Consider the following 24,653-nt stretch of genomic DNA (forward strand, 5'->3'; position numbering starts at 1 on the left):
GGCCGCAGTATTTCGCAGCCTCGATGGATGAGTCAAGGGGGGAATTTCAGAGATTGATTTCAGGTCGTTTGCCATTGGTCGGTACGGTGGCATTGACGGTTGATTCGGGGTTGGATAATCTGACTCCCGCTTATGGTGCGCAGCTTGCGGTAATTCTGTCGTCGGCTTGCGGAGGGCGCCTGCTCGACACATCTGTACCTCAATCGACATCGTTGTACCGGTGCGAGGTATCTCCCGGGGACACGCGCAAGGGTGAGGTAGGGACATTGAGGAATGTGAGATCAGAGCCTTCTCCCTATGATCTGGTGGGAGTGGGGTTCGGCCCGTCGAATCTGGCCCTGGCTATTGCGGCCCGGGAGGTGGATGCCAGTAGAAGTTGCCTCTTTATTGAGCGTAAACCGATGTTTAGCTGGCACCCTGGAATGCTGCTCGACGGTTCCCGGATGCAAATTTCGTACATGAAAGACCTCGCCACGATGCGGAACCCGAGGAGCGCGTACTCGTTCCTCAACTACCTCAAGCACTGTGGCCGGCTGGAACACTTCCTCAACCTCGACGAACTGCACCCCTCGCGCTTGGAGTACAGCGGCTACCTGCGTTGGGCCGCGGACGACTTCGCCGACCAGGTGCGCTACGGGACCGAGGTGGAGGCCGTCTCGCCGATCGCGTCGGACGACGGCACCTCGGGAGCGCTGTTCGAGGTCCGGGTCCGGGACACCGGGACCGGACGGGTGGACAGGATCCGCGCCCGCAACGTGGTGGTTGCCCCCGGCGGCATCCCGCGGATCCCTCCGGGAGTGGACAGGCGCTGCACGATCCACTCCAGCGAGTTCCTGCCGAAGTTCGGCCAGTGGCTGCCCGACACGGCGGCACCGCACCGCGTCCTCGTCGCGGGCGACGGCCAGAGCGCCGGCGAGATCACGCTGTCCGTGCTGAACGGCTACCCCGAGAGCGAGGTCCACCTCATTGTCTCCGGGTACGCCCCGCGCCCGACCGACAACAGCCCCTTCGTCAACGAGCAGTTCTACTCGACGAGCGCCCAGGCCTTCCACTCACGCGAGCCGCGGCGGCGTGCCCAGGAACTGGCGACCCTGCGCAACGCCAACTACAGCGTCATCGAGGAGGATCTCCTCGACACCATCTACCGCATCGCCTACCAGGACAGGGTTCGTGGTCGACGGCGACTGCACATCCACCCCTACTCCCGTCTGGTCGGGGCCGAGCGCCGTACGGACGGCCGCGGCGTCCTGACGACGATCGAGGACCGGATCGACGGCACGCGCGGCAATCTGGCATGCGACGCGGTGGTCCTGGCGATCGGGTACGACCGTGAGCTCGACAAGCAGATCTTCGCGGACGTCCTGCCTCACATCGACAGGGACGAGACCGGCGAGACCGTCCTGTCCGAGGCCTGTCGCGTCAGGCTCGCACCTCAGTTCACCGCGGGACTGTATGTCCAGGGTCTCGGCGAGCAGACGTTCGGCATCGGCGACACCCTGCTGTCCCTGCTGCCCTTCCGGTCCGCGCAGATCTTTCAGGACATCCGGCAACACCTGGGGCAGCAGGCTCCCCCCGTCGCCACCAGGTCCAGGGCCCCGTACCCTCCCGCCCGGCACCTCGAACACGACCCCGACAAGCTGTACGCGGTCATGGAGCGCTACCGGTTCGCCACCCTGATTTCGGCGCGCGGCGCCCACGATCCGGTGGTGACCCAGCTGCCATTGATCCTCGACCGGCGACGCGGTCGGCACGGCGTGCTGTTCGGCCATCTCGACCGGTCCAACCCGCAGACGCGTCTACTCGACGGCCGACCGGTGACCGTGCTGTTCCACGGCCCGAACAGCTACATCTCCCAACACGTCTACGCGTCCGACCAGTTGCCCACGTGGAACTCGGTCACCGTGTCGGTCCGCGGACGGGCACGGCTTCTCGACGCGCAGGACCACGTCATCGAGGGCCTGTGCTCCATCTCCGAACAGTCCGAGCCGCGTCCGGGGCGGCCACCGCTCAGCCCCGACGACGAACGGATCGGGCGGCTCATCGACCAGATCGCGGGCTTCGAGATCGACATCAGCGACATCACCGGTCGCTTCAAGCTCTCCCAGGACCGTGACGACCGGGACCGGCGCCTGGCCGCGCTCGCGCTGGCCGAGACCACCGAAACGAGCCAACGAGACTTCATCAGCTACCTCGTCGGCCTTCCGCTTTCCACAGAACCCGGAGGAGACGTCAGTGAGTGAAACCGGCAACGACCACGGTCGGGACCTCTTCCTCGTCGTGCGCAACGCAGAGGAGCAGTACTCCATCTGGCCCGAAGGCCGTGAGGTGCCCGACGGCTGGACCGCGATCGGCGATCCACGGCCCAAGGACGAGTGCCTCTCCCACATCGCCGAGGTCTGGACGGACATGCGCCCCGCAAGCCTCCGGCGAAGCATGGCCCAGGCCTCCGTGACGCCCGGCACGAGGTAGCACCCCCTACGCACCCTCCAGGAGGCACCATGAGTACGCCAGAAGTCGTCGCCGAACAGCCCACGGCGAACCCTCGGTTGAGGGCCCCCGCGTTCCACCACGTCGGTGTCCAGACGGCCGATCTGGACCTGTCACAGGCATGGTACGGAGAGTTCTTCCAGGCCCGTACGTCATGGACCCTCACCCGGTTCTCCGAGCTGACCCTCAGTCGCCTGCCCGGCATCACCCGGCTCGTCGAGATGGTCTGTGGCCCCGTGCGCTTCCACCTCTTCGAGAGGCCCGGTACCGGCAACGAGGCACAGTCCGAGCATGCGACGCAGTACCAGCACCTGTGTCTCGCGGTCGATTCTCCGGAAGCTCTCCGGCACTGGCGGGAACGCTGGCTGGCGCTCGCCCGTGGCGGACGGTATGTCTTCCGGCCCGAGGACGGCCCGACAGACGTGGTGGTCGACAGCGACGGGGTGCAGAGTTTCTACTGCCTCGACCCCAACGGCCTCGAGTTCGAATTCACCTACGTGCCGGGACCGTGACATGACGGCACAGGAGAACACAGGCCGCCTCGCGCCGGCGGACCAGGACCAGGACCAGGACCAGGACTGGGACTGGGACTACGGCGGATACCGCTACGGTCTCGAGCCGTTGTTCCTGCCGTCCCCCGCAGACGCTGCCCGGGCCCGGCCGGGGCAGCTGCCACTGGTGAGGTCCGTCGGTGAGAGGGGCACCGGCCCGCCCCCGTCGGAGTACCGGGCCGGGCACTCCGCACCCGCACCCGACCTCGACGTCATGGACGACGTGTTCTGGTTCCGCTGGATCACCGGGCACCAGGTCACGTTCCTGCTCTGGCACTTCATGGCCCGTGCACTGCGGTCCGGCCCGGCCATGCGGGAGGAGCCGGACGAGACGGTCGTCACGGCCCTCACCTGCCTGGTCGAAGGCTGCAACACGATGCTGCTGTACACCGGTTCGTGCTCGCCCGAGGCATACGGCAGATTCATCCGGCCCGCCATGTACCGCCAGCACCACGGCTTTTCCGGCGCCTGGGCGCCGGACTACGCACCGGTTCGGCGGCTCTTCGGAGTACGGCCGCCGCAGTGGGTGGCGGCCGCGGAGGCGAAACAGTTCCGGAGCGCGCTGCGTGCCAACCACGCGGTGCACGGCGCCGTGGCGGCACGGCTGGCGTCCGGCAGCGAATCGTTGCTCCAGAGGTTCGCGCCGGGCATGCGGGCGCAGGAGCGGTCCGTGTACGGAGCCCTCTTCGACGGCTTCTTCCTCACCACTCGTCGTCACGTGTCCGACGAGGAGCTGTCCGACCAACTGGCGCGCCGCCTGCGAGCCGTCCTTTTCGACGTCGACCGGAACCGACTCCACCCCGTCCGGGTGGCCGCCGTGCCCGCCGAGTCGAGCGTGGCCGTACGAGAGTGCGAACAACGGTTCCACAGCATCGTGGCAAGGCTGATGCCGCTGCCCACGGTCGCCGTCTGACCCGGGTCCGAGCCGTGGGACGAGACCAGGCCGCGACCTCGCCGCGCGAAGGAGTGAGTGACTTGCCGAACCCGACACTGGCACTGGATGCCGCGGTCATGGCGGACGTGGCAGCAGTCGCCCGCGTCTGCGCGGCGGCCGAACCCGCCGTCCTGGCCGCCGCCGTGTGCGCCACCCTGTACCGGTACGACGTCGGGGAGACCTACGAGGTGTTCCTTGGCGGCACCGGCGCGACCACCATGGGGCCGATGGACAGACCGGCTTTGCTGCGGCTCTCCGTCTCGGGCGACGAGCCGTTCGCCGCTCTTTGCGCCCGGGCCGGCGAGCCGACGCCGGGCGACGGCGTCCCCGGAGCCACGGTGCGCATCGAGACCGGCGCGGGGGGCGACATATCGGGCGTGGCCGTCGTCACCGCGAAGGCACTTGGCGAGGACACGGGGGCCTCCTTGCCCAGAGCACTGCGCTGCCTGGTGCGGGACGCGCTCTCCAAGCCGCGGACGAGGATCGCCGCACTGCGCCTGCAGCCCCCAGACGCGGCGCGCGCACAGGCGGACCGGACGAACCGCGGGGCGGAAGCACCACCGGAGCACCGCCTGCTCCACCACATGTTCGAGCGGACGGCGGCGGAGTATCCGGACCGGCCGGCACTGGTCACGGACCACGGCACGATGTCCTACGGCGCTCTCGACGCCCGGGCCAACCGACTCGCCGCCCGCCTGCGGGCGCTGGGCGCGGGACCGGAGCGAACGATCGGCATCCGGCTCGACCGGTCCCCGGCACTCGTGGTGGGCCTGCTGGCCGTCCTCAAGAGCGGATCGGCGTTCGTGCCGCTGGACCGGCGGCTGCCGCCGGATCGCATGCGCGCGGTGCTGTGTGCTGCGGACAGCGCCCTGGTCCTCTGCCACGAGGAACAGGGCGCGGATCCGGACGCCCTGGGCGTACCGACGGTCACGGTCGCCGACGACGGAGCAGGACCCCCCGGGCCCATGGACGGGGCGTCCACACCGGCTGCGGCACCGGCGTCGCGTCCCTCGAACGCGGCCCTCCTCTACTTCACCTCCGGGTCCACGGGCATGCCCAAGGGTGTAGTCATCGACCATCGCAACGCCGCCAACCGGGTCGACTGGATCGCCCGGCGCTACGGCATGGGTCCGGACACCGTGGTGCTCCACAAGACTCCGCTGATCTTCGATGTGGCCGTCATCGAGATCCTGGCCCCGCTGGCCGCGGGCGGCGCGGTCCGTCTCGCCGCACCGGGCGGTGAGGCGGACACCGGCCACCTGGCCGAGATCCTGCGGACCGGCGGGGTGACGTTCGTGCACTTCGTGCCCTCGATGCTCAAGACCTTCCTGAGCGCCGTCGGCGACGCCGCCTTCCCCGGGGTCCGGTGGGTGCAGACGTCGGGCGAGGCGATGCCGGCACGGCTGCTGGAGCCGGTACGGCGCGCCTTCCCCAACGCCCGCTTCCACTCCGCATACGGACAGACGGAGACCTCCGAGGTGGCCGTGTGGGAGGCCGGCACGGCGACGGCACCGCACGTGCCCGTCGGTGAACAGGTGGGCCCCTACCGGCTTCACGTCTTGGACGACTCGCTGAATCCCGTGCCCCCGGGGGTGCCCGGCGAGATCTGTGTGGCGGGTGTCGGCGGACTGGCGCGCGGGTACCACGGCATGCCCGCAGCCACGGCGGAACGCTTTGTGCCGCACCCGTACGCACTGGAACCCGGGGAGCGCCTGTACCGTACCGGTGACCTCGCCGTGGTCACGGCGGACGGCAGCCTCGAGTTCCGGGGCAGGAGGGACACGCAGGTCAAACTCCGCGGCGCGAGGGTCGAACTTGCGGAGGTCGAAGCGGTCCTGGCGGCGGATCCGCAGGTTCGCGACTGCGCCGTGGTGGTGCGCGAGGACGATGGCGGGGACCCCGAACTCGTGGCATACGTCCTCGGGCCCGGCGCTCGGGTGGACGACCTGGCACGTCGTGCCGCGGGCGCCCTTCCCGAGTACATGCTCCCGTCCGCGTACGTGACCATGGACGAGTTCCCCCACACCGCGTCGGGAAAGCTCGACCGGGTGGCCCTGCCTGCGCCCACTGCGGCGCAGCGCACGGCCCGCGGGCGGGGCGAGGCACCCTTGTCGTCGCTGGAGGCCGAATTGTCCTCTCTCTGGTCGGCCGTGCTCGGCGTCGACGAGGTGGGCCGGACGGATCCGTTCTTCGCCATAGGCGGCAACTCCCTCAAGGCCGCACAGGTCTTGGGCCGTATCACCACGCTGTTCGGGGTGCGGGTTCCCGTGGCCGCGTTCTTCGCGGACCCCACGGTGCGCGGACTGACCACGGAGATCGAGCGTCTGGTCGCGGAGCTGGTGGCGGCGCTGCCCGAGGACGAGGCCGTCCGTCGCATCGACGCGCTGAAGGAGTGATGTCGCATGGCCGAACTCACCCCCGCACAACAGGACCTGATGCGGCGGCTGCTGGCCCGCAGGTTCGACGACGACCGCGGCGGGGAGATCCCGCGCCGGGTACCGGGCGTCCGGGTCGGTCTCACCTCCGCGCAGGCCAGCATCTGGTTCTCCGCGCAACTGTTTCCCGACAGCCCCGAGTACAACGTCTTCGACGTGCTCCGGGTACACCACGCCGTCACCGAGGCCGGCCTGAGCGCTGCCCTGCGCACGCTCGTCGAGCGGCACGACGCCCTGCGGCTGCGCTTCGTGGTGGACGGCGGCGAACCCCACCAGGAGGACCTGCCGCCCTTCACTCCAGAGGTGGCGTGGTTCGACCTGCGCTCACACCCTGCCGAGCGGGCCGGCCGGCTCGCCGAGGAGCTGGCGAACGAGTGCGCCCGGGTCCTGCTGCCGATCGACGGCCACCCCCTGTTCAAGGTGTCGGCCATCGCCCTGCCCGCGGGCGACACCCTGGTGGTCCTGGTGCTGCATCACGTGATCGCCGACTACGTCACCGAGGCGGTGCTGATGGGGGAACTGAGCCGCCTGCTGGCCGGCGAGCCCCTGGGACCGCCCCCGCGGACCGGATTCCTCGACTACGCGGCATGGTCCGGTGCTCTCGCCGACCCCGCCGAGGCGGCGGCGGACCTCGAGTACTGGAAGACCGTCCTGCGAGGCGACCTGTCCGAACTCGCCGTACCGCGCGACCGCCCCCGGCCGCCCCACCCGTCCCGGCGCGGGCATTCGGTCGCACTCGAGATACCACCGCACGTGACGGCAGCCCTGCGGAAGGTGGCACAGCAGCGGGGCACCACCATGTTCACGGTCTTCCTGGCCATCTATTACGTACTCCTGGCCCGGCTGGGCGGACAGTCCGACGTGATCGTGGGCACGGCGCTGGCCGGCCGCGACCATCCCGGACTCGAACGGATGGCGGGGTGCTTCGTGAAGACGGTCGCGTTGCGCACTCAGGTCGAGCAGGACATGTCCTTCCTCGATGTCGTCGACGCGGTCCACCTGACCGTGATCGGCGCACAGGACCACCAGGCGACCCCGTTCGAACGCGTTGTCGACGCGCTCGGTGTGCCCCGGCAGTTGGGTGTACACCCCGTCTTCCAGACGTACTTCGGTTTCCTCAGCGACCCGGACGAGCGGGTCACCGCGGCCGAGGTCAATCCCATCAAGCTGCTGAACTACGACGCCTCCAAGTGGGACATGTCCCTGTCCCTGTGGGAGACGGCAAGCGGTGTGGACGGCATCATGGAGAGTTCTCAGGACCTCTTCGACCACGACACGGTGGTGCGGCACTGTGAGATCTACCTCCATCTGTGCTCCGGCCTGGCGCGCCGGCCCGCTGTCGGCATCGGCTCGCATCCGCTGGTCCCCGACGCCGAGGTCCGCCGCATCCTGTACAGCCTCAACGACCACGCGGACACCCGCGTGGCCGACGCCACGCTGGCACGGCCGTTCGAGCGTCAGGCGGCGCGAACGCCGGACGCCGTGGCCGTGGTGGCGGACGACCGCACGCTGACGTACCGCCGGCTCGACACCTGGGCGAACCGCCTGGCACATGTCCTCCAGGAGATGGGTGCCCAACGGGTGGCACTGCTGATGGAGCGCGGGGCGGACCTCCTGGTGGCGCTCTACGCGATCGCCAAGAGTGGTGCCGCCTACGTGCCGCTCGAGCCCGGGCTGCCGCCCTCACGCCTGGACATGATGCTGCGGGACACCGACCCCCAGGTCGTCATCACCGACGCGGCCGGGCTGCCGGACGTACCAGAAGGCCCTTGGACGGCTGTCGCCTTCGCCTCGCTCGACGAGCGCTGCGCCGACCGGCCGGACAGCGCACCGCATGTGCCGGGAGCGGGCGGCAAGGTTTCCCACCTGCTCTACACCTCGGGCTCCACCGGACGCCCCAAGGCGGTCGCCTGCACGGTGGCCACCGCGATCGCCGACATCCACTGGATGCAGCGCAACCTGGACTACGACTCCGACGACGCCGTGCTGTTCAAGACGTCGTACGGCTTCGACACCTCGCTGTGGGAGATCTTCTGGCCGCTGTACACCGGAGCCCGCATCGTGGTGTGCCCGCCCGGCCACGAGAAGGACCCCGTCCGGCTCGCCGAGGTCATCGAACGCCACCAGGTCACCGTCGTCGATCTGACTCCCACGGTGCTGCAGGCGTTCCTGGAGGAACTGCGGCCCGAACGGTGCACCTCGCTGCGCTACCTGCACACGGGTGGTGAGCTGGTGACCGCCTCCGTGCGGGACGCCTTCAGGGCCCGCAGCAACGCCCGGCTGATCAACGGTTACGGGCCCACGGAGACCGGCTGCGTGGCCCACACGGTGCTCGACACCGATGCCGGAGCCACCGTCCCTGTCGGGCGCCCGCACCGGCACGCGCGGATCCACGTCCTGGACGACGCGTTGAACGTCGTTCCGGTCGGCGTACCCGGAGAGGCGTACATAAGTGCCGGTACGATCGCCCAGGGCTACCACAACCGTCCGGAGCTGACGGCGGAACGCTTCCTCCCGGACCCGTACGGTCCGCCGGGCCGGCGGATGTACCGCACCGGCGACCTGTGTCGTTACCGCCCGGACGGCACCCTCGAGGTCCTCGGGCGGCGCGACGGACAGGTGAAGATCCGCGGGCTGCGGGTCGAGCTCGGCGAGGTCGAGGCCGTCCTGCGCAGGCACCCGGACGTCCTGGAGAGCGCCGTCGTCACCATCGGCGCAGGCGCGGACCTGCACCTGGCCGCCTTCGTGCGCCTGCGGGCCGGCGCCACCGTGCAGGCGCCGGAGCTGCGTGCCTTCGTGGCCCGGGAACTTCCCCGGCACATGGTGCCCGTAGCGGTGCAGTCGATCGAGCGCGTGCCCGTGAGCGTGAACGGCAAGGCCGACCACTTTGCGCTGCGCCGCATGTGGCGGGGTGCCGTGACGGCGTCGAAGGCCGAGACCGTGCCGCCCGCCGACGACCGGGAGCGGGCGCTGGCGGACATCTACGCCGATGTTCTCGGCCTGCCCCAGGTCGGTGTGACGGACGACTTCTTCGAACTGGGCGGGCACTCGCTGCTGATCTTCCGGCTGATCGCGAAGTGCGAGGAGAGGCTGCACGTGCGACCACAGGTGGCCGACGTCTTCGCAGCCCCGAGCGTGAGGGAGTTGGCCGGCCGGCTGCGAACCGCCCCACCCGACCCGGTGAACAGCCTCGTACCCCTGGCACCCGGGCCGGGCAAGCCACTCCTCGTGTGCGTCCACGCCGTCAGCGGATCGGCCGCGCCGTTCCTCGACCTCGCCCGCAGCCTGGGCGAGGACTTCTCCACCTACGGGTTGGAGGCACCGGACGGCGCCGAGGGAGGCCGGACACCGTCGGTGGCGGACCTGGCCGCACGCTATGTGGCGGCCGTCGACCGGGTACGCGGATTCAGCCCGGTGTTCCTGGCCGGCTGGTCGATGGGCGGGTCCGTCGCCCTGGAGATGGCCCGGCTGTGGCGCAGGCGCGGCCTCGACGTCGCAGGCCTCCTGCTCCTGGACTCGTGGCCGCCGGCCGGTTCGCTGCCCGACGAGGCCGACCGCGCCCGCGCCCGTGCCATGTTCGACGCGGTGGACATGCTGGAGACGGAAGGAGGGGGCACGGCGCTCGCCGAAACTCCGGGCGAGTTGGACAGACTGCGCCGTGTCGCCGCCGCCAACATGGACGCGTACCTGGCGTTCACACCGGAGCGGTACGGGGGCGAGGCGCACCTCCTGCGGGCGTCCGAGGAGCCGGGCGAGACGCGCCGGGATGTGCCGGCGGTTTACGAGTCCCCCGACCGGGGGTGGGCGAGGCTCGTGGACACGGTGACGGTGCACGACGTGCCGGGCAGTCACCACACCCTGATCCGTGGGGACAACGCGCGGGCGCTGGCCGCCGTCATCCGCCGGATCGGCACGGCCGACACAAGCTTCGCCGAGCTGTGACGCGGCGCGGCACTGCCTGCTCACCCACCACCGCCCCCGTCCCACCTGGAGCTGCTCGTGCAGGATGAACTGTCACTGCCCTCCCTCGTCGATCCCGACCTGTACGCACGGGGCGACCCGCAGGCCGTCTGGCGGGCACTGCGCAGAAGAGAGCCCCTGCGCTGGCACGACCGGCCGGGAGAACCCGGATTCTGGGCCGTGACGTCGCACTCGGTGGGGCACGAGGTGCTCACCGACTGGCAGCGTTTCACCTCCACACGGGGCACCTTCCTGCGTCCGGATCCGTCCGAGCCGTATCCGGGCGCCGGGAAGTTGATGGTGATGATGGATCCGCCGCGCCATGACGCGGTGCGCCGGGCCGCATCCACGCTGTTCACCGTGCCTGCCGCCGCGGCGGTCGAAGAAGAGGCCCGGAAACTGGTCGGGACGCTGATCGATCGGGTCCTGCGGGCCGGTGAGGGCGACTTCGCCACCGATGTGGCCGAACGCATCCCGCTCGCTCTCTCCGCCGGGATCCTGGGCGTGCCGGCCGCCGACGTGGATTGGCTGGGCAGGGCGACGTCGACGGCCGCTCACCATGCCCAGGACGTAGGCGGGGCGGCGGCCCAGGAAGCCCATTACCAGGTCCTTGGCTACTACCTTGATGTGCTCGAGCGGCGACGGGCGCACCCGGGAAGCGACCTGACGTCGGCCCTGCTGGAGCTCCAGAGGCGTGAACCAGAGGCGATCACGGACGAGGAGATCGTGCTCACCTGCGACAACGTCCTTGTCGCTGCCAGCGAGACGACACGCAACGTGGCCGCGTCGGGACTGGTGGCCCTGCTGGAGCATCCCGCCCAGTGGCGGGCACTGGTGGAGGGCCGCGTCTCCTTCAAGACCGCGGTGGAGGAGCTCCTGCGGTGGTGTCCGCCGGTGCTGCACACCTTGCGCACCTGCGTGGCGGACACGGAGCTGGCCGGCGTGCCACTGGCTGCGGACGACCCCGTCGTGGTCTGGACGGGAGCGCTCAACCGGGACGAGGCGGTCTTCGAGGACGCCGACGCCTTCCGTATCGATCGTCGGCCGAACCGGCACCTGAGTTTCGGCGCGGGCGCCCACTTCTGCCTGGGCGCCCCGCTGGCACGGCTGATCCTGCGTGTGCTGTTCCAGGAACTCGCCGAGCGAGCCCCGCGGATCGAACTCGCAGGACCGCCGCAGCGTCTGGCGTCCTACGTACTGGGCGGGTTCTCCTCGGTCCCGGTCCGAGTGGCGGGATCTTACCGGGCGGTTTGGTCCCTGGAGGACCGTCTTTGAGTGCCACCGGGTGTGGTCGGCGGACGGTGTGTGGGGGCGTCTGCTGCGGCCGGTGTAGGCCGCCGCCGGCATCGGCGGGTGAGGTCGGCTGGGGCATCTCGGTGGATTCCACCGTCGTGCGCGTCCGTCAGCACGCGGCCGGTGCCCGGACCGACCCGCCGTCGGCGCCTGCGTCAAAGGGGGGCGGAAGCGGCAGAGCATCAGGGCGAACACCGCAGCAGAGCCTGCTTGCCCGGCTGGTGGAGGTGGTGCGGGAGGCGAGGGGCTGGGCCGCTCGTGGGGCGGGTTCACCAGCAGACTTCACCTGAGCGCCGTCGGCTGCTGCCGCCCGCTGTCTTTGGTTGCAACTGGCGGACGGCGGGCGGACTGCATCGAGTTCCAGGCGGTGTTGGCAAAGATCCGGGTTCCGCGCGTCGGTTCGGGACAGTCCCGCGCGAAGCCCGACGGCCCTGGCGGCCGACAAGGGAAACAGCAACGGCCCGTGCCGCGAGTACCTGCGGCGCTGAGGCATCCGGCACACGATCCAGGAGAAGGCCGACTACTCATCAGCCGAAAGCTCCAGCTCCGGCGGCCAGAAGATCAAGTTGCTGACGTGACCGGACGGGCATGCCAGGGCTCTGTCGAGCCTGTCCAGCCAGCCGTCCACCTCGTCGTCGGAGGCGTAGGCCGCTTCCATGATCCGCTGCACGAGCGCGACCGCGTCCGCGCGAGTCATCTCCACAGCACCCATCATGTCCCTGCGCCGACTCACCCTGACGGGACGCGTGATCGCCCGGACATCTTCTGGGGTCTGTCCGGCGGATCATCTCCTGGGGCGGGTACGCCTGGGAGTGGTTCACCGGACACAAGTGGGGAGGGGTGTCAGGCGATGGAGAATTTGGCAACGTACTCGTCGAAGGGCTCGATGCCCACTTCCGTGCGGAGTTCGTCCATGCGCTCGGGCTCTTCGCAGGGCCACGGAACCGGTGTTCCGTCCTTCACGCCGGCGATCTGGGTGCCGTAGACCTGCTTGCGGCCCTCGTTGACCAGTGTGCGGTCGCGCAGGAAGGCCAGTTCTCGGGGGCTGGCCGAGCCTGCCGACACCGATTGCTGCATCAATTGGAGGGCCCGACGCTGAACGTCGAGCTGTCGGTCGGCGTGCTGGGCAATCAGCCATGCCGCGCGTGCCGCCTCCTCGCCGACGAGTTCCGCCGTTGGCCAGCCGTACTCGTCCATGATCTCGCCGAGCCGGTCACCGTGCCGGGCGGTCAGCCGGCGCCAGGCCAATTGCTCGGCGGGGTCGTCGCTGTTCGCGCGGATTGCGGATTGGTGATCGGCCGCAGCCATGTCCGTGAGTTCCGCCGCCAGCGCGGCAACGTCGTGCGTCACTTCCAGCTCCCTGGTCAGATCTGTGCTTGGTGTGCGCCCGCAAGCCTAGAGGTGCAAATCGGGTGTAAAGATCATTCCGGAGAACGGTGACAGGCGCTTCCCCGCGTGGGGATAATGGATCTACCCCCGAAGCCAGGGCCGGATCGCCGAGGCGGTCACGGTGCCCTGGAAGACATGGGCACGCTTGTCGAAGCTCGTGTCCACGGCCCGAAAGTTCCTGAGGGAATTGATCGTCCGCTCGACTTGGTTCCTGCGCCTGTAGACCGTCTTGTCGAAGCCGGTGGGCCGTCCGTCCTTGCTGCCGCGGGGTTGGCGGTTGGTCCGCTGGTTCCTCGGCTCGGGGATGGTGTGCTTGGTCTGCCGTCTGCGCAGGCAGCGGCGGTTACGCCGGGAGGAATGCGCCTTGTCGCCGCCGGGATGGTCCGGGCCGGGGTGCGGGGCCTTCCGCCATCGGGCCGGCCGACGTGGATGCGTTCCGTGACGGGAACGAGCTGCGGGGGCCTCGCCCCACTGGCCCGGAGTGACCGGCAGGCCGGAGGGCGGCGCCCGCTTTCTCCGGCGAGGTGAATCTGGCTGGTGGGACCGCCCGTTGATGATCCTGCGGTGGCTGCCCCAACACTTTGCGTGCCGCCGGGACTTGGGCAGATGCGGCTTCGGCCGGTGTCCAGGAGCCGCTTTTCTGATCAGCTATTGGTGCTCTGGCCTGCACTGGTCAGTTTGTGGTGCCTCGGTGGGCGGGGATTGCAGTGTGCCGGTGGCTGCAGCGATTGTGGGCCGCTGTGCTGGATTAGCGGCTTGACCTGTGGCTTTATCAGTTGGCTGGTGGGTGATCAGGTATGCGGCGTCGCGAGATCGCCTCGTGTTGCACGCTGTCGGCCTATGAGGGGACGAGGTAGGTGTGGACGTCGCCGAGTGCGAGATGGAGCGGGCCGAGGAGGCGGTGGGCGAGGCTGGGGGACAGATCCTCGATTGTGAGGGCCGTAGCGGCGAAGCACACGGCCTTCTGTTCATCTGAGAGGGTGTTAAGTCCGTTTCTGGTAGTGGCCGCTCAGGGCACCCTGAAACGTTCTAGGTACCGCCGAGGCGCTGCGTACCCCAGGGTTGGAGTTCAGTCAGCTTCGACCCGACGGGAGGCGTCCGCATGCGCGGCGCGATAAGAACCGTATTGGGCATGGCCGCCACAGGCATGCTCGTTGTGGCGATGAGCAACCCGGCAGCCGCCGCCACGATGGAGTACGACACCGCGGTGAAGGACACGACGTCGGTCAACGACTACTACTGCGTGGTCAAGGACGACCTCTGGACCACCGCCCGTGCCTGCTTCAAGCCGTACGGCGATGTCCTTTTCGCCGGCGACGAATTTGCAGACGGCTCCTCCGCCGTCACCAAGTGGCAGAACGAGCTCAAGGACAGTAACGGGAACTGGGGGCTCTACCGCAACGGAGAGTGCGTGTGGTCGGGCGGTTCCGGTACCCAGGGGTCCTGCAACAAGGAGATGTACGAGTACAGCAGCAAGAACGCCCACGGCGGCGTGGGCAGTCGGGTGCGGGTCAAGGCGTGCCTCAGCAACGACTCGTGCAGCTCGTGGAGCCGTTGGATCCTCAACGCCTGAGTGGGCATTAAGCCGGATCTTCCTCGGTTCGTGATCGCTCGATCGTGGGACTGGCCGCTGCCTGGGCCGCGATGGTGGCATGGAGCGAGAGCCGTACCCCAGTGACTTGTCGGATGCGCAATGGGCGTTGATCGAGCCACAGCGGCAAGGAGGCCTTCTGCCTGGCCAACACCGACGCGATCGACTACACGGTGAAGAACGCCAACTGGCACCCGTTCAACACCGATCTGGCCACCGCCTGCGGTGAGGAGAACTCCATCTCCGTCCGCGAGGTGCTCGACGTCGGCTCCGGCGACACCTACTCCCAGGACCTGCCGGGCCAGTCCTTCGACATCACGGACGTGCCCAACGGCACGTACTACATCCAGGTACTGGCCAACCCCGAGAAGCGGCTCAAGGAGACCGGCCTCGGCAACAACAGCGCGCTGCGGTCGTGCTCGGCGGCAAGCCGGACGCCCGGACCGTGACCGTACCGGCACACGACCTGGTCAACGCGAACTGACCCGACCCCAGGGCGTCAGCGCCCGCTGCGAAGAGCCGACGGCCGCCCACGGTGGCCGTCGGCTCCTCGGTGTCACCGGTGGGGCGGTACCAACCGCTCCCGCAGAGCCGTCAGTTGATGCGAGTGCTCGACGGCGCGTGTCTCGTCCAGGGTGGTCATCGCCAGCAGCAGGGCGTCGGCGACCAGGAGGCCGGTCAGGGACTCGTTGGTGTTGCCGGTCGGAGTGTGCGGCGCGGTGAGCACGGCGTCGACGCGGTCGCCGAAGGGCTCACCGAGTTCGTCGGTGATCAGGACGACGGCGGCCCCAACCGCCCGCGCCCGCTCCACCAGCACGGTCAGTTCGTGCAGGTGCCGGGCGGGCTGGAAGATGACCACCGCGTCGCCCTGGGACACGGGCAGCAGATCGTCGGCGAAGGCGAATCCGGTGGCTCCGCTGAACCGGGAGCACCGCCCCAGCCGGCCCAGGGACAGGGTGAGGTGGCGGGCCCCGACCTCGCACGCGGCGACGCCGTAACAGAGGACCTCGCGGGCCGAGGCCAGCGCTTCGACGGCCCGTTCGAAGGACTTCGTACTGGTCAGCCGCCTGGCCTGCTCGATGCGTTCCTGCGCCTCGTCGAACACGTCGCCCCAGATGCTCTCCAGGTCCTGGCCCACGTGGGAGATGCGCTGCTTGAGGCGGACCTCGGGCGCCTGTGAAGCGGTGAAGTCCGCGGCCAGTTCCCTTTTGAGCGCCGGGAGTCCGGCGTAACCCAGGTGCTGCAGGGTGCGGACGACGGTGGCGTTGCTGGTGCCGCTGGCGGTGCCCAACTGCTGCGCGCTGGCGAACATGATCTGCTCCGCGGGTGCGCTCGCGAGGTACTGGGCCACAGTGCGCTCGGACGTGGAGAGTTCCCCCCACAGATCTCGGATCGCGCTCCGCAGCCGGGCCAACCCGCCCGGACCCACACTGCCGGCCTCTGGAACGTCCATTACGCCTCTTGACTTCCTCGGTTTCGTGGTTACGCTCTGAGCAACTTGTTCCAATGATGTTCATCTTTGGAATGGATGTTACAGCACCATTGCCCCCCGAGGAGCCCTGTCATGCACCACGCCCCCCTGCCCGTCATAGAGATCTCCGGAACGCCGGAGGAACGCGGACGGCAGTACGGCGAAGCGGTGCGCTCCCGCATCGGTGAGGCCATCGCCTACTACACCGAAGCCTTCGGGGAGGCGTCCGGCCTGACCTGGGACCAGGTCACGGCCCGCGCCCAGCTCTGGCTGCAGCCGGTGCGCGACCACGCACCCGAGCTGGTCGACGAGATGCGGGGAATAGCCGAGGGAGCAGGGGTGGACCTGCTCGACGTACTGGCGCTCAACGCGCGTGGCGAGGTCATCTACGACTCCACCTTCAGCCGGCTGCCCGAGGACGAGGAGGCCGCCGAGGGCTGCACCTCCTTCGCCGCCCACGGACCGGCGAGCGGCGACGGCCACGTGTGGGCCGGGCAGAACTGGGACTGGCGGGCCGCGGTGGCCGGCACCGTCGTGATGCTGCGCGTCGTCCAGCCCCCGAAGCCGACCCTCGTCATGCAGGTGGAGGCAGGACAAATTGGCCGCCAGGGCGCCAACTCGGCCGGCATCGCGCTCAACGCCAACGGACTGGGCGGACGCTTCGACGATACCGTCGGACTGCCGCAGACGGTGATCCGCCGCAGCGTCCTTGACCAGTCCAACATCAGTGACGCCCTGCGCATGCTGAGCCGGACCCGGGCCCACATCGCCGGGAACGCGCTGCTCACCTGCCGGGAGGGCTTCGCCATCGACGTGGAGACCACCCCGGCCGGACACCGCTGGATGTATCCCACCGACGGCCTGCTGGTACACGGCAACCACTACCAGGCAGGCATCCCCGCCGCTCTCGCCGCCGACTACCGGCCGCTGGCCGCCGACTCCCTGGTCCGTGTCCCCCGCGCCGAGCAGGGGCTGCGGCGGCTGCGGGACTCCACGGGGCCCGACGAGTCCCGCAAGACCATCCAGCAGGCCATGTCGGACCACCTCGGCTTCCCCGAGTCCCTGTGCACCCACCCCGACCCGCGCAGGTCGCCCGTACGGCAGTGGCAGACACTCGTCTCCTCCTGCGTCGACCTGACCTCCGGCGACTACCACGTCACCGCCGGCACCCCCTGCGACCGCGACTACCAGCACCTGCCCTGGAACCTCTACGACGGCCCCCACGCCCCGAGCCAGACCTGATCGAAGGTCACCGGGCGCCCCACCCCCGCAGAAACGAGCAGTCTCCGCACCACCCTTCCCGCTCAGGAGCCACCGTATGAAGTTGAAGACCTCGATCGCCGCCCTCGGGCTGGCGGGCATGACGGTTCTCGCCACCGCCTGCAGCGGTGCCGACACCGGCCGGGCCGGGGGCACGTCCCGTGACGTGACCCAGCTGGAACTCACCCCGACCACGGCCGCGGCCACCGGTGCGGTGGACAGCGTCGACTGGCTGCTGGAGGACGAGCCCGACTCCCTGGACCTCGACACCCAGGGCGGCAGCGCGGGCCGCACGGTGCTCACCAACGTGTGCGAGCGCCTGTACCAGTTGCAGCCCGACATGACCGTGCGGCCCTGGCTCGTCGACAAGGCCGACCGGCCGGACGACAGGACCCTGGTCCTGACCGTGCGCGACGGCGTCACCTTCCACGACGGCTCCGCCATGACCGTCGACGACGTGCTGTTCAGCCTGCGCCGGCACGCGGACCCGGACATGTCCGAGGCCGACGAGTTCGAGAACGTGACGTCGATGAAGAAGACCGGGGCCCACGAGATCACCGTCCGCTTCAAGGAGCCCGACGCCCTGTTCACCAAGGCCCTCGCGGGCGACGCCGGACTCGTCTACCAGCAGAAACGAGTACGGGAACAGGGGAAGGACTTCGGCACGCCGGGCCGGCCGGACGCGTGCAGCGGTCCCTACCGGCTCGCCTCCTGGAAGTCGGGCGACTCCGTCACCCTGGAGCGCTACGACGACTACTGGGGCGACAAGCCACTGACCCGCAAGGTCGTCTTCCGCTGGGCCGAGGACAGCGCCATGGTCAACGCCCTGCGCACCGGAGCCGCCGACGGCGCCTACACCGACTCCGTCGGCACGGCCGCCGCCCTCGACGGCAAGAAGGGCATCGACCTGCACTTCGGGCCCAGCACCGCGACCCTCGACCTCATCCCCACCGAGCGCGGTGGACTGGCCGACCCCGACATCCGCAAGGCCCTCTCCCTGAGCCTCGACCGCACCGGCATAGCCAAGTCCGGCTACGGCGGCCTGGCCCAGCCCTGGGCCACGCCCGTCGGCTCCGGCGCCTGGGGCTACGAGAAGTCCGCGTTCTCCGCCGCCCAGGAGAAGCTGACGGGCGCCCCCGCCTCGCCCACCTCCGCCGACATCGCCAAGGCCAAGAAGCTCGTCCAGAACGCCGAGCACAAGCCCGACGGGCCGATCGTCATCGGCACCGACAGCACACAGGGACGCCTCGTCATCGCCAACGGCGTACGCGCCGCGCTCCAGCAGATCGGCCTCAAGGCACAGATCAAGACCGTGCCCTCCGCCGAGTACGGCGAGTTCTACGGCGACAAGTCCGCCCGCGCCGACATCGACGTCCTGGTCGCCGACTGGTACATCTCCAAGAGCGACCCCGTCGGCTTCTACGACAACGGCGTCTCCGACGACTCCAACAACTGGGTCGGATTCCACAGCGCCGCCTACGACGCGAAGGTCGACCAGGCCAAGCGCACCCTGGACGACGCCGAGCGCGCCGAGCTGGTGGTCGACATCCAGCGCCGGTTCGCCGACGCCGCCGTCTGGATCCCCGTGGCACAGACCCCCACCGCCCTGGCCCTCAGCGACAAGTTCACCGGCCCGCCGGCCTCGATGGCCTACCTCTACCATCCGTGGGCCGCGTCGCTCGGCGCGAAGAAGGGCTGAGCACATGATCGTCCGTATCGGCAGACGACTCGCCGGCCTCCTCGCCACCCTCCTCGCGTCGTCGTTCGTCATCTTCGCCGCGATCTACGCAGCCCCTGGCGACCCCGCGGTCTTCCTGGCGGGCGGCCGCGACACCCTCACCCCCGAGCGCCTGGCCGCCGTACGCGAGCAGTACCACCTGGACGAGCCCCTGGTCGTCCAGTACGGCCGGTGGCTCTGGGACTGCCTCCACCTGGACCTGGGACGCTCCTTCCAGTACGGCGACGAGGTCGCCGACCTGCTGGCCGCCCGCTTCCCCACCACCCTGGAACTCGTCGCCTACGCCACCGTCCTCTTCGTGGTCCTGGGCGTCGGTGCCGGTGCGCTCGCCGCGCTCAACCGGGGCCGCTGGATCGACTCGGCCGTCGTCGGCGCCACCACCCTCGCCGCGTCCGTGCCCTCCTTCGTCGGCGGCATCGCCCTGGTCGCACTGTTCGGCGTGCAGCTGGGCTGGTTCCCCGTCACCGGCAGCGGAGAAGGAGTGGTCGGCACCCTGCACCACCTCACCCTGCCCGCCGTCGCCATGGCCCTGGGCGCGCTGGCGGTCGTCAGCCGGGTCACCCGGCAGGCCGTCGTCGACGCCGACGGAGCCGACCACGTCGCCGTGGCCCGCTCCTCGGGCCTGCCCGAGCGCGAGGTCGTCCGACGCCATGTGCTGCGCAACGCGCTCGGTCCGATCGTCACCATGTGCGGTCTGGTCACCGCCGGCATGCTCGCCGGCACCGTGGCCATCGAGACCGTCTTCGGCCTCAGTGGCATCGGCTCCCTGCTCGTCGGCGCCATCAACAGCCACGACTTCCCCGTCGCCCAGGCAGTGCTCCTGCTCATGGTCACCTGCTACGTCGTGGTCACCACCCTCGTGGACCTCGTCCACCCGCTGCTCGACCCGCGCCTGAAGTCCGCAAGGAGCGCCGCATGAGTGCCGTACCCGCCGACGCCCCCGCACCGGCCCGGACCGTACGGCGGGCCCGGCGCCCGGTCGCCGCGCTCGTCGCCACCGGCTTCCTCGCCCTGGTCGTCCTCGCCGCGGTCCTCGCCCCGCTGCTCGCGCCGTACGCCCCCGACGCCGTCGACCTGTCGTCCTCCCTGGTCGGCACCGGCGGCGAGCACCTGCTCGGCACCGACGCCTCCGGCCAGGACCTGCTCTCCCGTGTGCTGTACGGCGCCCGCACCAGTCTCGTCGCCCCCGTGCTGCTGCTGGCGCTCGCCGGCGTCATCGGGGTGAGCCTGGGCACCCTGGCCGCCTGGCGGGGCGGCTGGGTCGACGCCTTCGTCTCCCGGCTGACCGACGTGATGTACGCCTTCCCCGGGCTGCTGTTCGTCGTACTGATCATCGCCGTCTTCGGCACCGGCATGACCACCTCGGTACTCGGCCTCGGCCTCGCCTTCGCCCCCACCATCGCCAAGTACACCCGCAGCGTGGCCATGGCCGAGCGCGCCAAGCCCTACGTCGACGCCTACCGGGTGCAGGGCATGGGCGGCGCACGGATCTGCGTACGCCACCTCGTGCCCAACCTCGCCCGGTCGATCGCCGGGTACCTGGTGGTCCTGTTCGGCGAGGCGCTGATGAGCCTGGCCACCCTCAGCTACCTCGGATTCGGCACCCAGCCGCCCAGCTCCGACTGGGGACTGATGGTGCAGGAGGGACAGTCGGCCATCGTGCAGGGCGCCCTGCTGCCCGCGCTGGTGCCCGGCACCGCCATCGCCGCCGTCGTCGTGGCCTTCAACGTCGCCGGGGTGCACCTCGCCGACCGGCTCGGAACCAGGAGGTAGCCACCCCGTGCTGCTCGACATCGACCGACTCACCGTCCACCTGCCGGGCACCGCCCGGCCACTGCTCGCCGACGTGTCCCTGCGCGTCGCCGCGGGCGAAGTCGTCGGCCTCGTCGGCGAGTCCGGCTCCGGCAAGTCCACCACCGCCAAGGCCGTACTGCGCGTCCTGCCCGACGACGCCGCGGCGCACGGGCGGTTGACGGTGGCCGGAACCGACGTGCTGACCATGACCGACACCGCGCTGCGCGAGCACCGGGCCCGGCGCGTGGCGATGATCCACCAGAACCCGCGCTCGGCCCTCAACCCCGTCCACCGGGTCGGCGACTTCCTCGTCGAACGCCTCGTGCACACCGGCGACCACGACCGCCGCACCGCCCGCGAGCGCGCCGTCGAACTCCTCGACAGCGTCGGCCTGAACGACCCGGCCCGCCGTCTGCGGCAGTACCCGCACGAGATGTCCGGCGGCATGCTCCAGCGCGTCGTGATCGCCGGCGCGCTGGCCGCCGACCCCGACCTGATCCTGGCCGACGAGTCCACCAGCGCCCTGGACGTCACCACCCAGGCGGAGATCCTCGCCCTGCTGCGCGACCTGGGACGCCGGCGGGAGACGGGCATGCTGTTCATCACCCACGACCTGCACCTGGCCGCCGCCTACTGCGACCGCGTGTACGTCATGTACGCGGGCCGCATCGTGGAACACCGGCCGGGCCACACCCTGTTCGACCATGCCCGCCACCCCTACACCCGCGGACTGCTCGACTGCTCACCCGAACTCGGCGTGTCCCGCCCCCTGCTGCCCATCCCCGGCAGGCCCCCGTCCCTCGCGGACGGATCCGACGGCTGTCCGTTCGCCGCGCGGTGCCCGCAGGCGGAGCCCGCCTGCGAGGCGTGGGCCCCGCAAACGACCGAACTTCCCGACGGCGGCGCGGCCGCCTGCCGCCGACTGCCCGAAGCCGCGGCGGCCACCGCCGGAGCGACTGCGAGGAACATCCCGTGACCACTGCGCAAACCCGGCCCACAACCCCGCCACTGCTGGTCGCCGACGGGCTGCGCAAGACCTACCAACTCCCCGGCGGGGGCAGTCTGGTCGCCGCGCACGACGTGTCGTTCACCCTGCCGACGGGCGGGTCGGTGGGCATCGTCGGCGAGTCGGGCTCCGGCAAGACGACCGTCGCCCGCATGCTCGTCGGACTCGTCAGGCCCGACGCGGGCACGATCTCCGTCGACGGACGGGACCGGATGGCGGGCCGACGCCTCGGCCGCGGTGAACGGCTCGCCCGGGCCCGGGAGATCCAGATGGTCTTCCAGGACCCCTACCTCTCGCTCGACCCCCGGCTGACCGCACGCCAGTGCCTGGCCACCTCGCTGAGCCTGCACGCCGTGAGCGACGCGGACGAACGGATCGGGGAACTCCTGGACCGGGTCGGCCTCGGCTCCCGCGAAGCCGCCGCCCGCCCGCACGAGATGTCCGGCGGGCAGCAGCAGCGGCTGGCCATCGCACGGGCCCTGGCGGTGAACCCGCGGGTCCTCGTCCTGGACGAGGCGGTGGCCGCGCTGGACGTGTCCATCCAGTCGCAGATCCTGCGACTGCTCGTCGACATCCGGCAGGACACGGGTCTCGCCCTCGTCTTCATCAGCCACGACCTCGCCGTGGTCCAGCACGTCACCGACGAGACGGTGGTGATGCGGCGCGGCACCGTCGTCGAACAGGGCCCCACGCAGCGACTGCTGACCGCACCCGAGGACGCGTACACCCGGGCCCTGCTGGCCTCGGTTCCCCGCCGCGGCTGGGATCCGGCGGCCGCGGTACGAGACCGCGCGGCCGCGGTACGGGACCACGCGGCCGCCTCGGCGGGCGGTCGGCACTCCGGCAAGGTGCAGGACTGAAAGGAGTCGACGCACTCCGCGCTCACGGGAAGCGCAAGCTGAGGGCGAGTCCGCCCTCGGGGCGGGGACGCGCCGTCAAGGTGGCGTCGTGGGCTTCGGCGATCGAGGCGGCGATGGACAGCCCCAGGCCGTGGCCGGTGCCGGCGGTGCGGTCTCCGTCGAGGCGGCGGAAGGGCTCGAACAGGTCGGGGACCCGTTCGGCGGGCACGTGCGGACCGGTGTTGGTCACCGTGACGCCGGTGGGGTCGAGTCGCACGCGCACGTGCCCGCCGGGGTGGTTGTACTGGACGGCGTTGCGGATCAGGTTCGCCAGCAGGTGGCGCAGCAGGACCGGGTCACCGTCGACGACCAGGGGGACGTCGGCGCCGAGGTCGACGCGTACGCCGCTCTCGGCTGCTCGCACGCCCAGTTCGGCGGTCACGAGCCGGGCGGTGGTGGCGAGGTCGACGCGCTCGGTCTGTTCGGGCCCGCGGTGACTGCGGGCCAGCAACAGCAGGGCGTTGATCAGCTGCTCGGCCTCGCGGTTGGCGGCGAGAAGGTCGTCGCGGACGTCGGCGAGGCCGTGCGGCAGGGGGTCGGCGAGCCCGACCTGGAGGCTGGTGCGCTGGACCGCGAGGGGCGTCTTGAGTTCGTGGGAGGCGTTGGCGACGAAGCGGCGTTGGCTCTCGAACGCCTTCTCCAGGCGGTCGAGCATGGTGTCGAAGGTGTCGGCGAGGCGGTGGAGTTCGTCGTCGGGGCCGGTCAGTGCGAGGCGCTGGTGCAGGTTCTGTTCGCTGATGCGGCGGGCGGCCTCGGTCATCGAGGCGACGGGACGCAGGGCCCGCCCCGCGAGCCACCAGCCGAGCAGCCCGACGAGCAGCGCCGTGATCAGCAGACCGACGGCGGACCAGAGGATCATCTGGCGCAGTGCGGTGTCCTGGACGGCCTGTACGGTCTGGTCGATCTTCTGGACCATGGCGACGTCGTGCGTGGCCGCGGAAGTGCGGCCGGACAGGGCGGGGTGCGCGGACTCGAAGGGCGTCGCGGGGCTGTTCGGCGCGTCTTCGTAGGTGACCTGCATCCCCTGGACCTGCTGGGTGGTGCCGTAGCGGGCGAGCAGTACCACGAAGGCGAGCAGGGCGATGCCGGCGAACAGGAAGAGGGCGCAGAAGGCGGCGGCCAGTCGGGCGCGGAAGGGCAGTCCGCCGAGCAGTGCCCGCGGGTTCAGTCGCACAGCCGGTATCCCGCGCCCTTGTCGGCGGCGATGAGGTCGGGGTCGCCGAGCTTGCCGCGCAGCCGGCTGACGGTGGCGCGGACGGCGCTGGTGCGCGGGTCGAGGTGTTCGTCCCAGACGGTGCGGACGAGTTCGTCGTGCGGCACCGGCTCTCCGGCGGCGCACAGCAGCAGGTGCAGGACCGCGAACTCCTTCGGGGTGAGTTCCAGCGAGCGGCCGCCCACGGATGCCTCGCGCCGTGTCCCGTCCAGGGTGATGTCCCCGAAGCGCAGTACGGCCGGGGGCGGTTTGGGCGCGCGGCGGCTCAGGGTACGTACCCGGGCGACGAGTTCGGCGAATTCGAAGGGCTTGGCCAGGTAGTCGTCGGCGCCCAGGACGGTGAGGCCGTAGACCTTGTCCGTGAGCTCGCAGGCCGCGGTCAGCATCAGGATCCGCGGCGGATCGACGAGCTCCCGCAGCCGGCTGCAGACCTCGTCGCCGCTCATGACCGGCAGATCGCGGTCGAGGATCAGCACGTCGTAGGCGGTGAGCAGACACATCCGCTCGGCCTGGTCGCCGGTGTGGGCGACGTCGACGGCCATCGCCTGCCGACGCAGGCCGGCGGCGACGGTGCGGGCGAGCACACGATGGTCCTCGGCTACCAGAACTCTCATGGCGTCATGAAACCAAGA

General features: G+C 70.2%; 19 protein-coding genes and 3 pseudogenes. 16 read left to right on the top strand and 6 right to left on the bottom strand.

The genetic code is table 11. The annotated features are described in order from the left end of the window. The first annotated feature begins 23 nt into the window (after positions 1-23). The 8 genes and pseudogenes from ACH4D3_RS13375 (at position 24) to ACH4D3_RS13410 (ending at position 11,700) form a co-directional block, all read left to right on the top strand. Positions 24-2,240: a SidA/IucD/PvdA family monooxygenase gene (locus ACH4D3_RS13375; protein WP_398320773.1), complete on the top strand. Its 2,217-nt coding sequence runs from the start codon at positions 24-26 to the stop codon at positions 2,238-2,240. Then, positions 2,233-2,469, top strand: coding sequence for an MbtH family protein (locus ACH4D3_RS13380; RefSeq protein WP_398320776.1), 237 nt, complete (start codon positions 2,233-2,235; stop codon positions 2,467-2,469). Before ACH4D3_RS13375 ends, ACH4D3_RS13380 begins: the two co-directional genes overlap by 8 nt. 29 nt (positions 2,470-2,498) lie before the next feature. After that, entirely contained in the window at positions 2,499-2,999 is a 501-nt protein-coding gene (locus ACH4D3_RS13385) for a VOC family protein (RefSeq protein WP_398320779.1), read from the top strand. Position 3,000: 1 nt separating this feature from the next. Further along, positions 3,001-3,951 (top strand): L-tyrosine 3-hydroxylase, encoded by a 951-nt coding sequence (locus ACH4D3_RS13390; RefSeq protein WP_398320782.1) that lies wholly within the window; start codon positions 3,001-3,003, stop codon positions 3,949-3,951. A 62-nt stretch (positions 3,952-4,013) separates the two neighbouring features. After that, the gene (locus ACH4D3_RS13395) at positions 4,014-6,368 is read left to right on the top strand and encodes an amino acid adenylation domain-containing protein (RefSeq protein WP_398320785.1); all 2,355 of its coding nucleotides are present in this window, start codon (positions 4,014-4,016) and stop codon (positions 6,366-6,368) included. 6 nt (positions 6,369-6,374) lie between these two features. After that, complete coding sequence (locus tag ACH4D3_RS13400; protein WP_398320788.1) at positions 6,375-10,349, top strand: amino acid adenylation domain-containing protein; 3,975 nt, start codon at positions 6,375-6,377, stop codon at positions 10,347-10,349. A gap of 324 nt (positions 10,350-10,673) precedes the next feature. Beyond that, positions 10,674-11,486: pseudogene (locus tag ACH4D3_RS13405) on the top strand (cytochrome P450); the annotation flags it as partial. After that, positions 11,485-11,700, top strand: coding sequence for a transposase (locus tag ACH4D3_RS13410; protein ID WP_398320791.1), 216 nt, complete (start codon positions 11,485-11,487; stop codon positions 11,698-11,700). The pseudogene ACH4D3_RS13405 and the gene ACH4D3_RS13410, both read left to right, overlap by 2 nt. A gap of 480 nt (positions 11,701-12,180) precedes the next feature. Here ACH4D3_RS13410 and ACH4D3_RS13415 read toward each other — a convergent pair whose 3' ends face one another. The 3 genes and pseudogenes from ACH4D3_RS13415 to ACH4D3_RS13425 all read right to left on the bottom strand — a co-directional run. Next, positions 12,181-12,372, bottom strand: a complete 192-nt coding sequence (locus ACH4D3_RS13415) for an e9imm peptide (RefSeq protein WP_398321124.1) — start codon at positions 12,370-12,372, stop codon at positions 12,181-12,183. A gap of 131 nt (positions 12,373-12,503) precedes the next feature. Next, entirely contained in the window at positions 12,504-13,010 is a 507-nt protein-coding gene (locus ACH4D3_RS13420; RefSeq protein ID WP_398320794.1) for a DUF6624 domain-containing protein, read from the bottom strand. 120 nt (positions 13,011-13,130) lie between these two features. After that, positions 13,131-13,609 (bottom strand): annotated as a pseudogene (locus tag ACH4D3_RS13425) (IS5/IS1182 family transposase); the annotation flags it as partial. Positions 13,610-14,181: 572 nt separating this feature from the next. Between ACH4D3_RS13425 and ACH4D3_RS13430 the strand changes: the two are divergent. Together ACH4D3_RS13430 and ACH4D3_RS13435 are read left to right on the top strand one after the other, a co-directional pair. Further along, entirely contained in the window at positions 14,182-14,622 is a 441-nt protein-coding gene (locus ACH4D3_RS13430) for a hypothetical protein (protein ID WP_398320797.1), read from the top strand. A 140-nt stretch (positions 14,623-14,762) separates the two neighbouring features. Next, positions 14,763-15,124, top strand: a pseudogene (locus tag ACH4D3_RS13435) (lysyl oxidase family protein); the annotation flags it as partial. 72 nt (positions 15,125-15,196) lie between these two features. Here the strand turns inward: ACH4D3_RS13435 and ACH4D3_RS13440 are convergent. Beyond that, entirely contained in the window at positions 15,197-16,093 is an 897-nt protein-coding gene (locus ACH4D3_RS13440) for a MurR/RpiR family transcriptional regulator (protein ID WP_398320799.1), read from the bottom strand. A gap of 111 nt (positions 16,094-16,204) precedes the next feature. Here ACH4D3_RS13440 and ACH4D3_RS13445 point away from each other — a divergent pair, with 111 nt between their 5' ends. The 6 genes from ACH4D3_RS13445 to ACH4D3_RS13470 all read left to right on the top strand — a co-directional run bounded on the left by ACH4D3_RS13445 (position 16,205) and on the right by ACH4D3_RS13470 (position 22,769). After that, positions 16,205-17,353: a C45 family autoproteolytic acyltransferase/hydolase gene (locus ACH4D3_RS13445; protein WP_398320802.1), complete on the top strand. Its 1,149-nt coding sequence runs from the start codon at positions 16,205-16,207 to the stop codon at positions 17,351-17,353. Positions 17,354-17,429: 76 nt separating this feature from the next. Further along, the gene (locus ACH4D3_RS13450) at positions 17,430-19,070 is read left to right on the top strand and encodes an ABC transporter substrate-binding protein (RefSeq protein WP_398320805.1); all 1,641 of its coding nucleotides are present in this window, start codon (positions 17,430-17,432) and stop codon (positions 19,068-19,070) included. 4 nt (positions 19,071-19,074) lie between these two features. Next, the gene (locus ACH4D3_RS13455) at positions 19,075-20,028 is read left to right on the top strand and encodes an ABC transporter permease (protein WP_398320808.1); all 954 of its coding nucleotides are present in this window, start codon (positions 19,075-19,077) and stop codon (positions 20,026-20,028) included. Next, the gene (locus tag ACH4D3_RS13460) at positions 20,025-20,882 is read left to right on the top strand and encodes an ABC transporter permease (protein ID WP_398320811.1); all 858 of its coding nucleotides are present in this window, start codon (positions 20,025-20,027) and stop codon (positions 20,880-20,882) included. Before ACH4D3_RS13455 ends, ACH4D3_RS13460 begins: the two co-directional genes overlap by 4 nt. A 7-nt stretch (positions 20,883-20,889) precedes the next feature. Then, on the top strand, positions 20,890-21,879 hold the full coding sequence (locus ACH4D3_RS13465) for an ABC transporter ATP-binding protein (RefSeq protein WP_398320814.1): 990 nt from the start codon (positions 20,890-20,892) through the stop codon (positions 21,877-21,879). After that, positions 21,876-22,769 carry an ABC transporter ATP-binding protein gene (locus ACH4D3_RS13470; protein ID WP_398320817.1) on the top strand — a complete coding sequence of 298 codons (894 nt, stop codon included), beginning with the start codon at positions 21,876-21,878 and terminating at the stop codon, positions 22,767-22,769. The genes ACH4D3_RS13465 and ACH4D3_RS13470 overlap by 4 nt, the downstream gene beginning before the upstream one ends. 22 nt (positions 22,770-22,791) lie before the next feature. Here ACH4D3_RS13470 and ACH4D3_RS13475 read toward each other — a convergent pair whose 3' ends face one another. Together ACH4D3_RS13475 and ACH4D3_RS13480 are read right to left on the bottom strand one after the other, a co-directional pair. Then, positions 22,792-23,982, bottom strand: a complete 1,191-nt coding sequence (locus ACH4D3_RS13475) for a sensor histidine kinase (protein WP_398320820.1) — start codon at positions 23,980-23,982, stop codon at positions 22,792-22,794. Beyond that, entirely contained in the window at positions 23,973-24,635 is a 663-nt protein-coding gene (locus tag ACH4D3_RS13480) for a response regulator transcription factor (RefSeq protein ID WP_398320823.1), read from the bottom strand. Before ACH4D3_RS13480 ends, ACH4D3_RS13475 begins: the two co-directional genes overlap by 10 nt. Positions 24,636-24,653: the final 18 nt, after the last annotated feature.

Source organism: Streptomyces sp. NPDC018026 (assembly GCF_044327745.1).
Taxonomy (GTDB): Bacteria; Actinomycetota; Actinomycetes; order Streptomycetales; family Streptomycetaceae; genus Streptomyces; species Streptomyces rubrogriseus.

Coding starts and splice junctions, on each gene's coding strand:
- ACH4D3_RS13375 (WP_398320773.1), top strand. CDS start 24: ATGGATGAGTCAAGGGGGGAATTTCAGAGATTGATTTCAGGTCGTTTG.
- ACH4D3_RS13385 (WP_398320779.1), top strand. CDS start 2,499: ATGAGTACGCCAGAAGTCGTCGCCGAACAGCCCACGGCGAACCCTCGG.
- ACH4D3_RS13390 (WP_398320782.1), top strand. CDS start 3,001: ATGACGGCACAGGAGAACACAGGCCGCCTCGCGCCGGCGGACCAGGAC.
- ACH4D3_RS13400 (WP_398320788.1), top strand. CDS start 6,375: ATGGCCGAACTCACCCCCGCACAACAGGACCTGATGCGGCGGCTGCTG.
- ACH4D3_RS13415 (WP_398321124.1), bottom strand. CDS start 12,372: ATGGGTGCTGTGGAGATGACTCGCGCGGACGCGGTCGCGCTCGTGCAG.
- ACH4D3_RS13430 (WP_398320797.1), top strand. CDS start 14,182: ATGGCCGCCACAGGCATGCTCGTTGTGGCGATGAGCAACCCGGCAGCC.
- ACH4D3_RS13440 (WP_398320799.1), bottom strand. CDS start 16,093: ATGGACGTTCCAGAGGCCGGCAGTGTGGGTCCGGGCGGGTTGGCCCGG.
- ACH4D3_RS13445 (WP_398320802.1), top strand. CDS start 16,205: ATGCACCACGCCCCCCTGCCCGTCATAGAGATCTCCGGAACGCCGGAG.
- ACH4D3_RS13450 (WP_398320805.1), top strand. CDS start 17,430: ATGAAGTTGAAGACCTCGATCGCCGCCCTCGGGCTGGCGGGCATGACG.
- ACH4D3_RS13455 (WP_398320808.1), top strand. CDS start 19,075: ATGATCGTCCGTATCGGCAGACGACTCGCCGGCCTCCTCGCCACCCTC.
- ACH4D3_RS13460 (WP_398320811.1), top strand. CDS start 20,025: ATGAGTGCCGTACCCGCCGACGCCCCCGCACCGGCCCGGACCGTACGG.
- ACH4D3_RS13480 (WP_398320823.1), bottom strand. CDS start 24,635: ATGAGAGTTCTGGTAGCCGAGGACCATCGTGTGCTCGCCCGCACCGTC.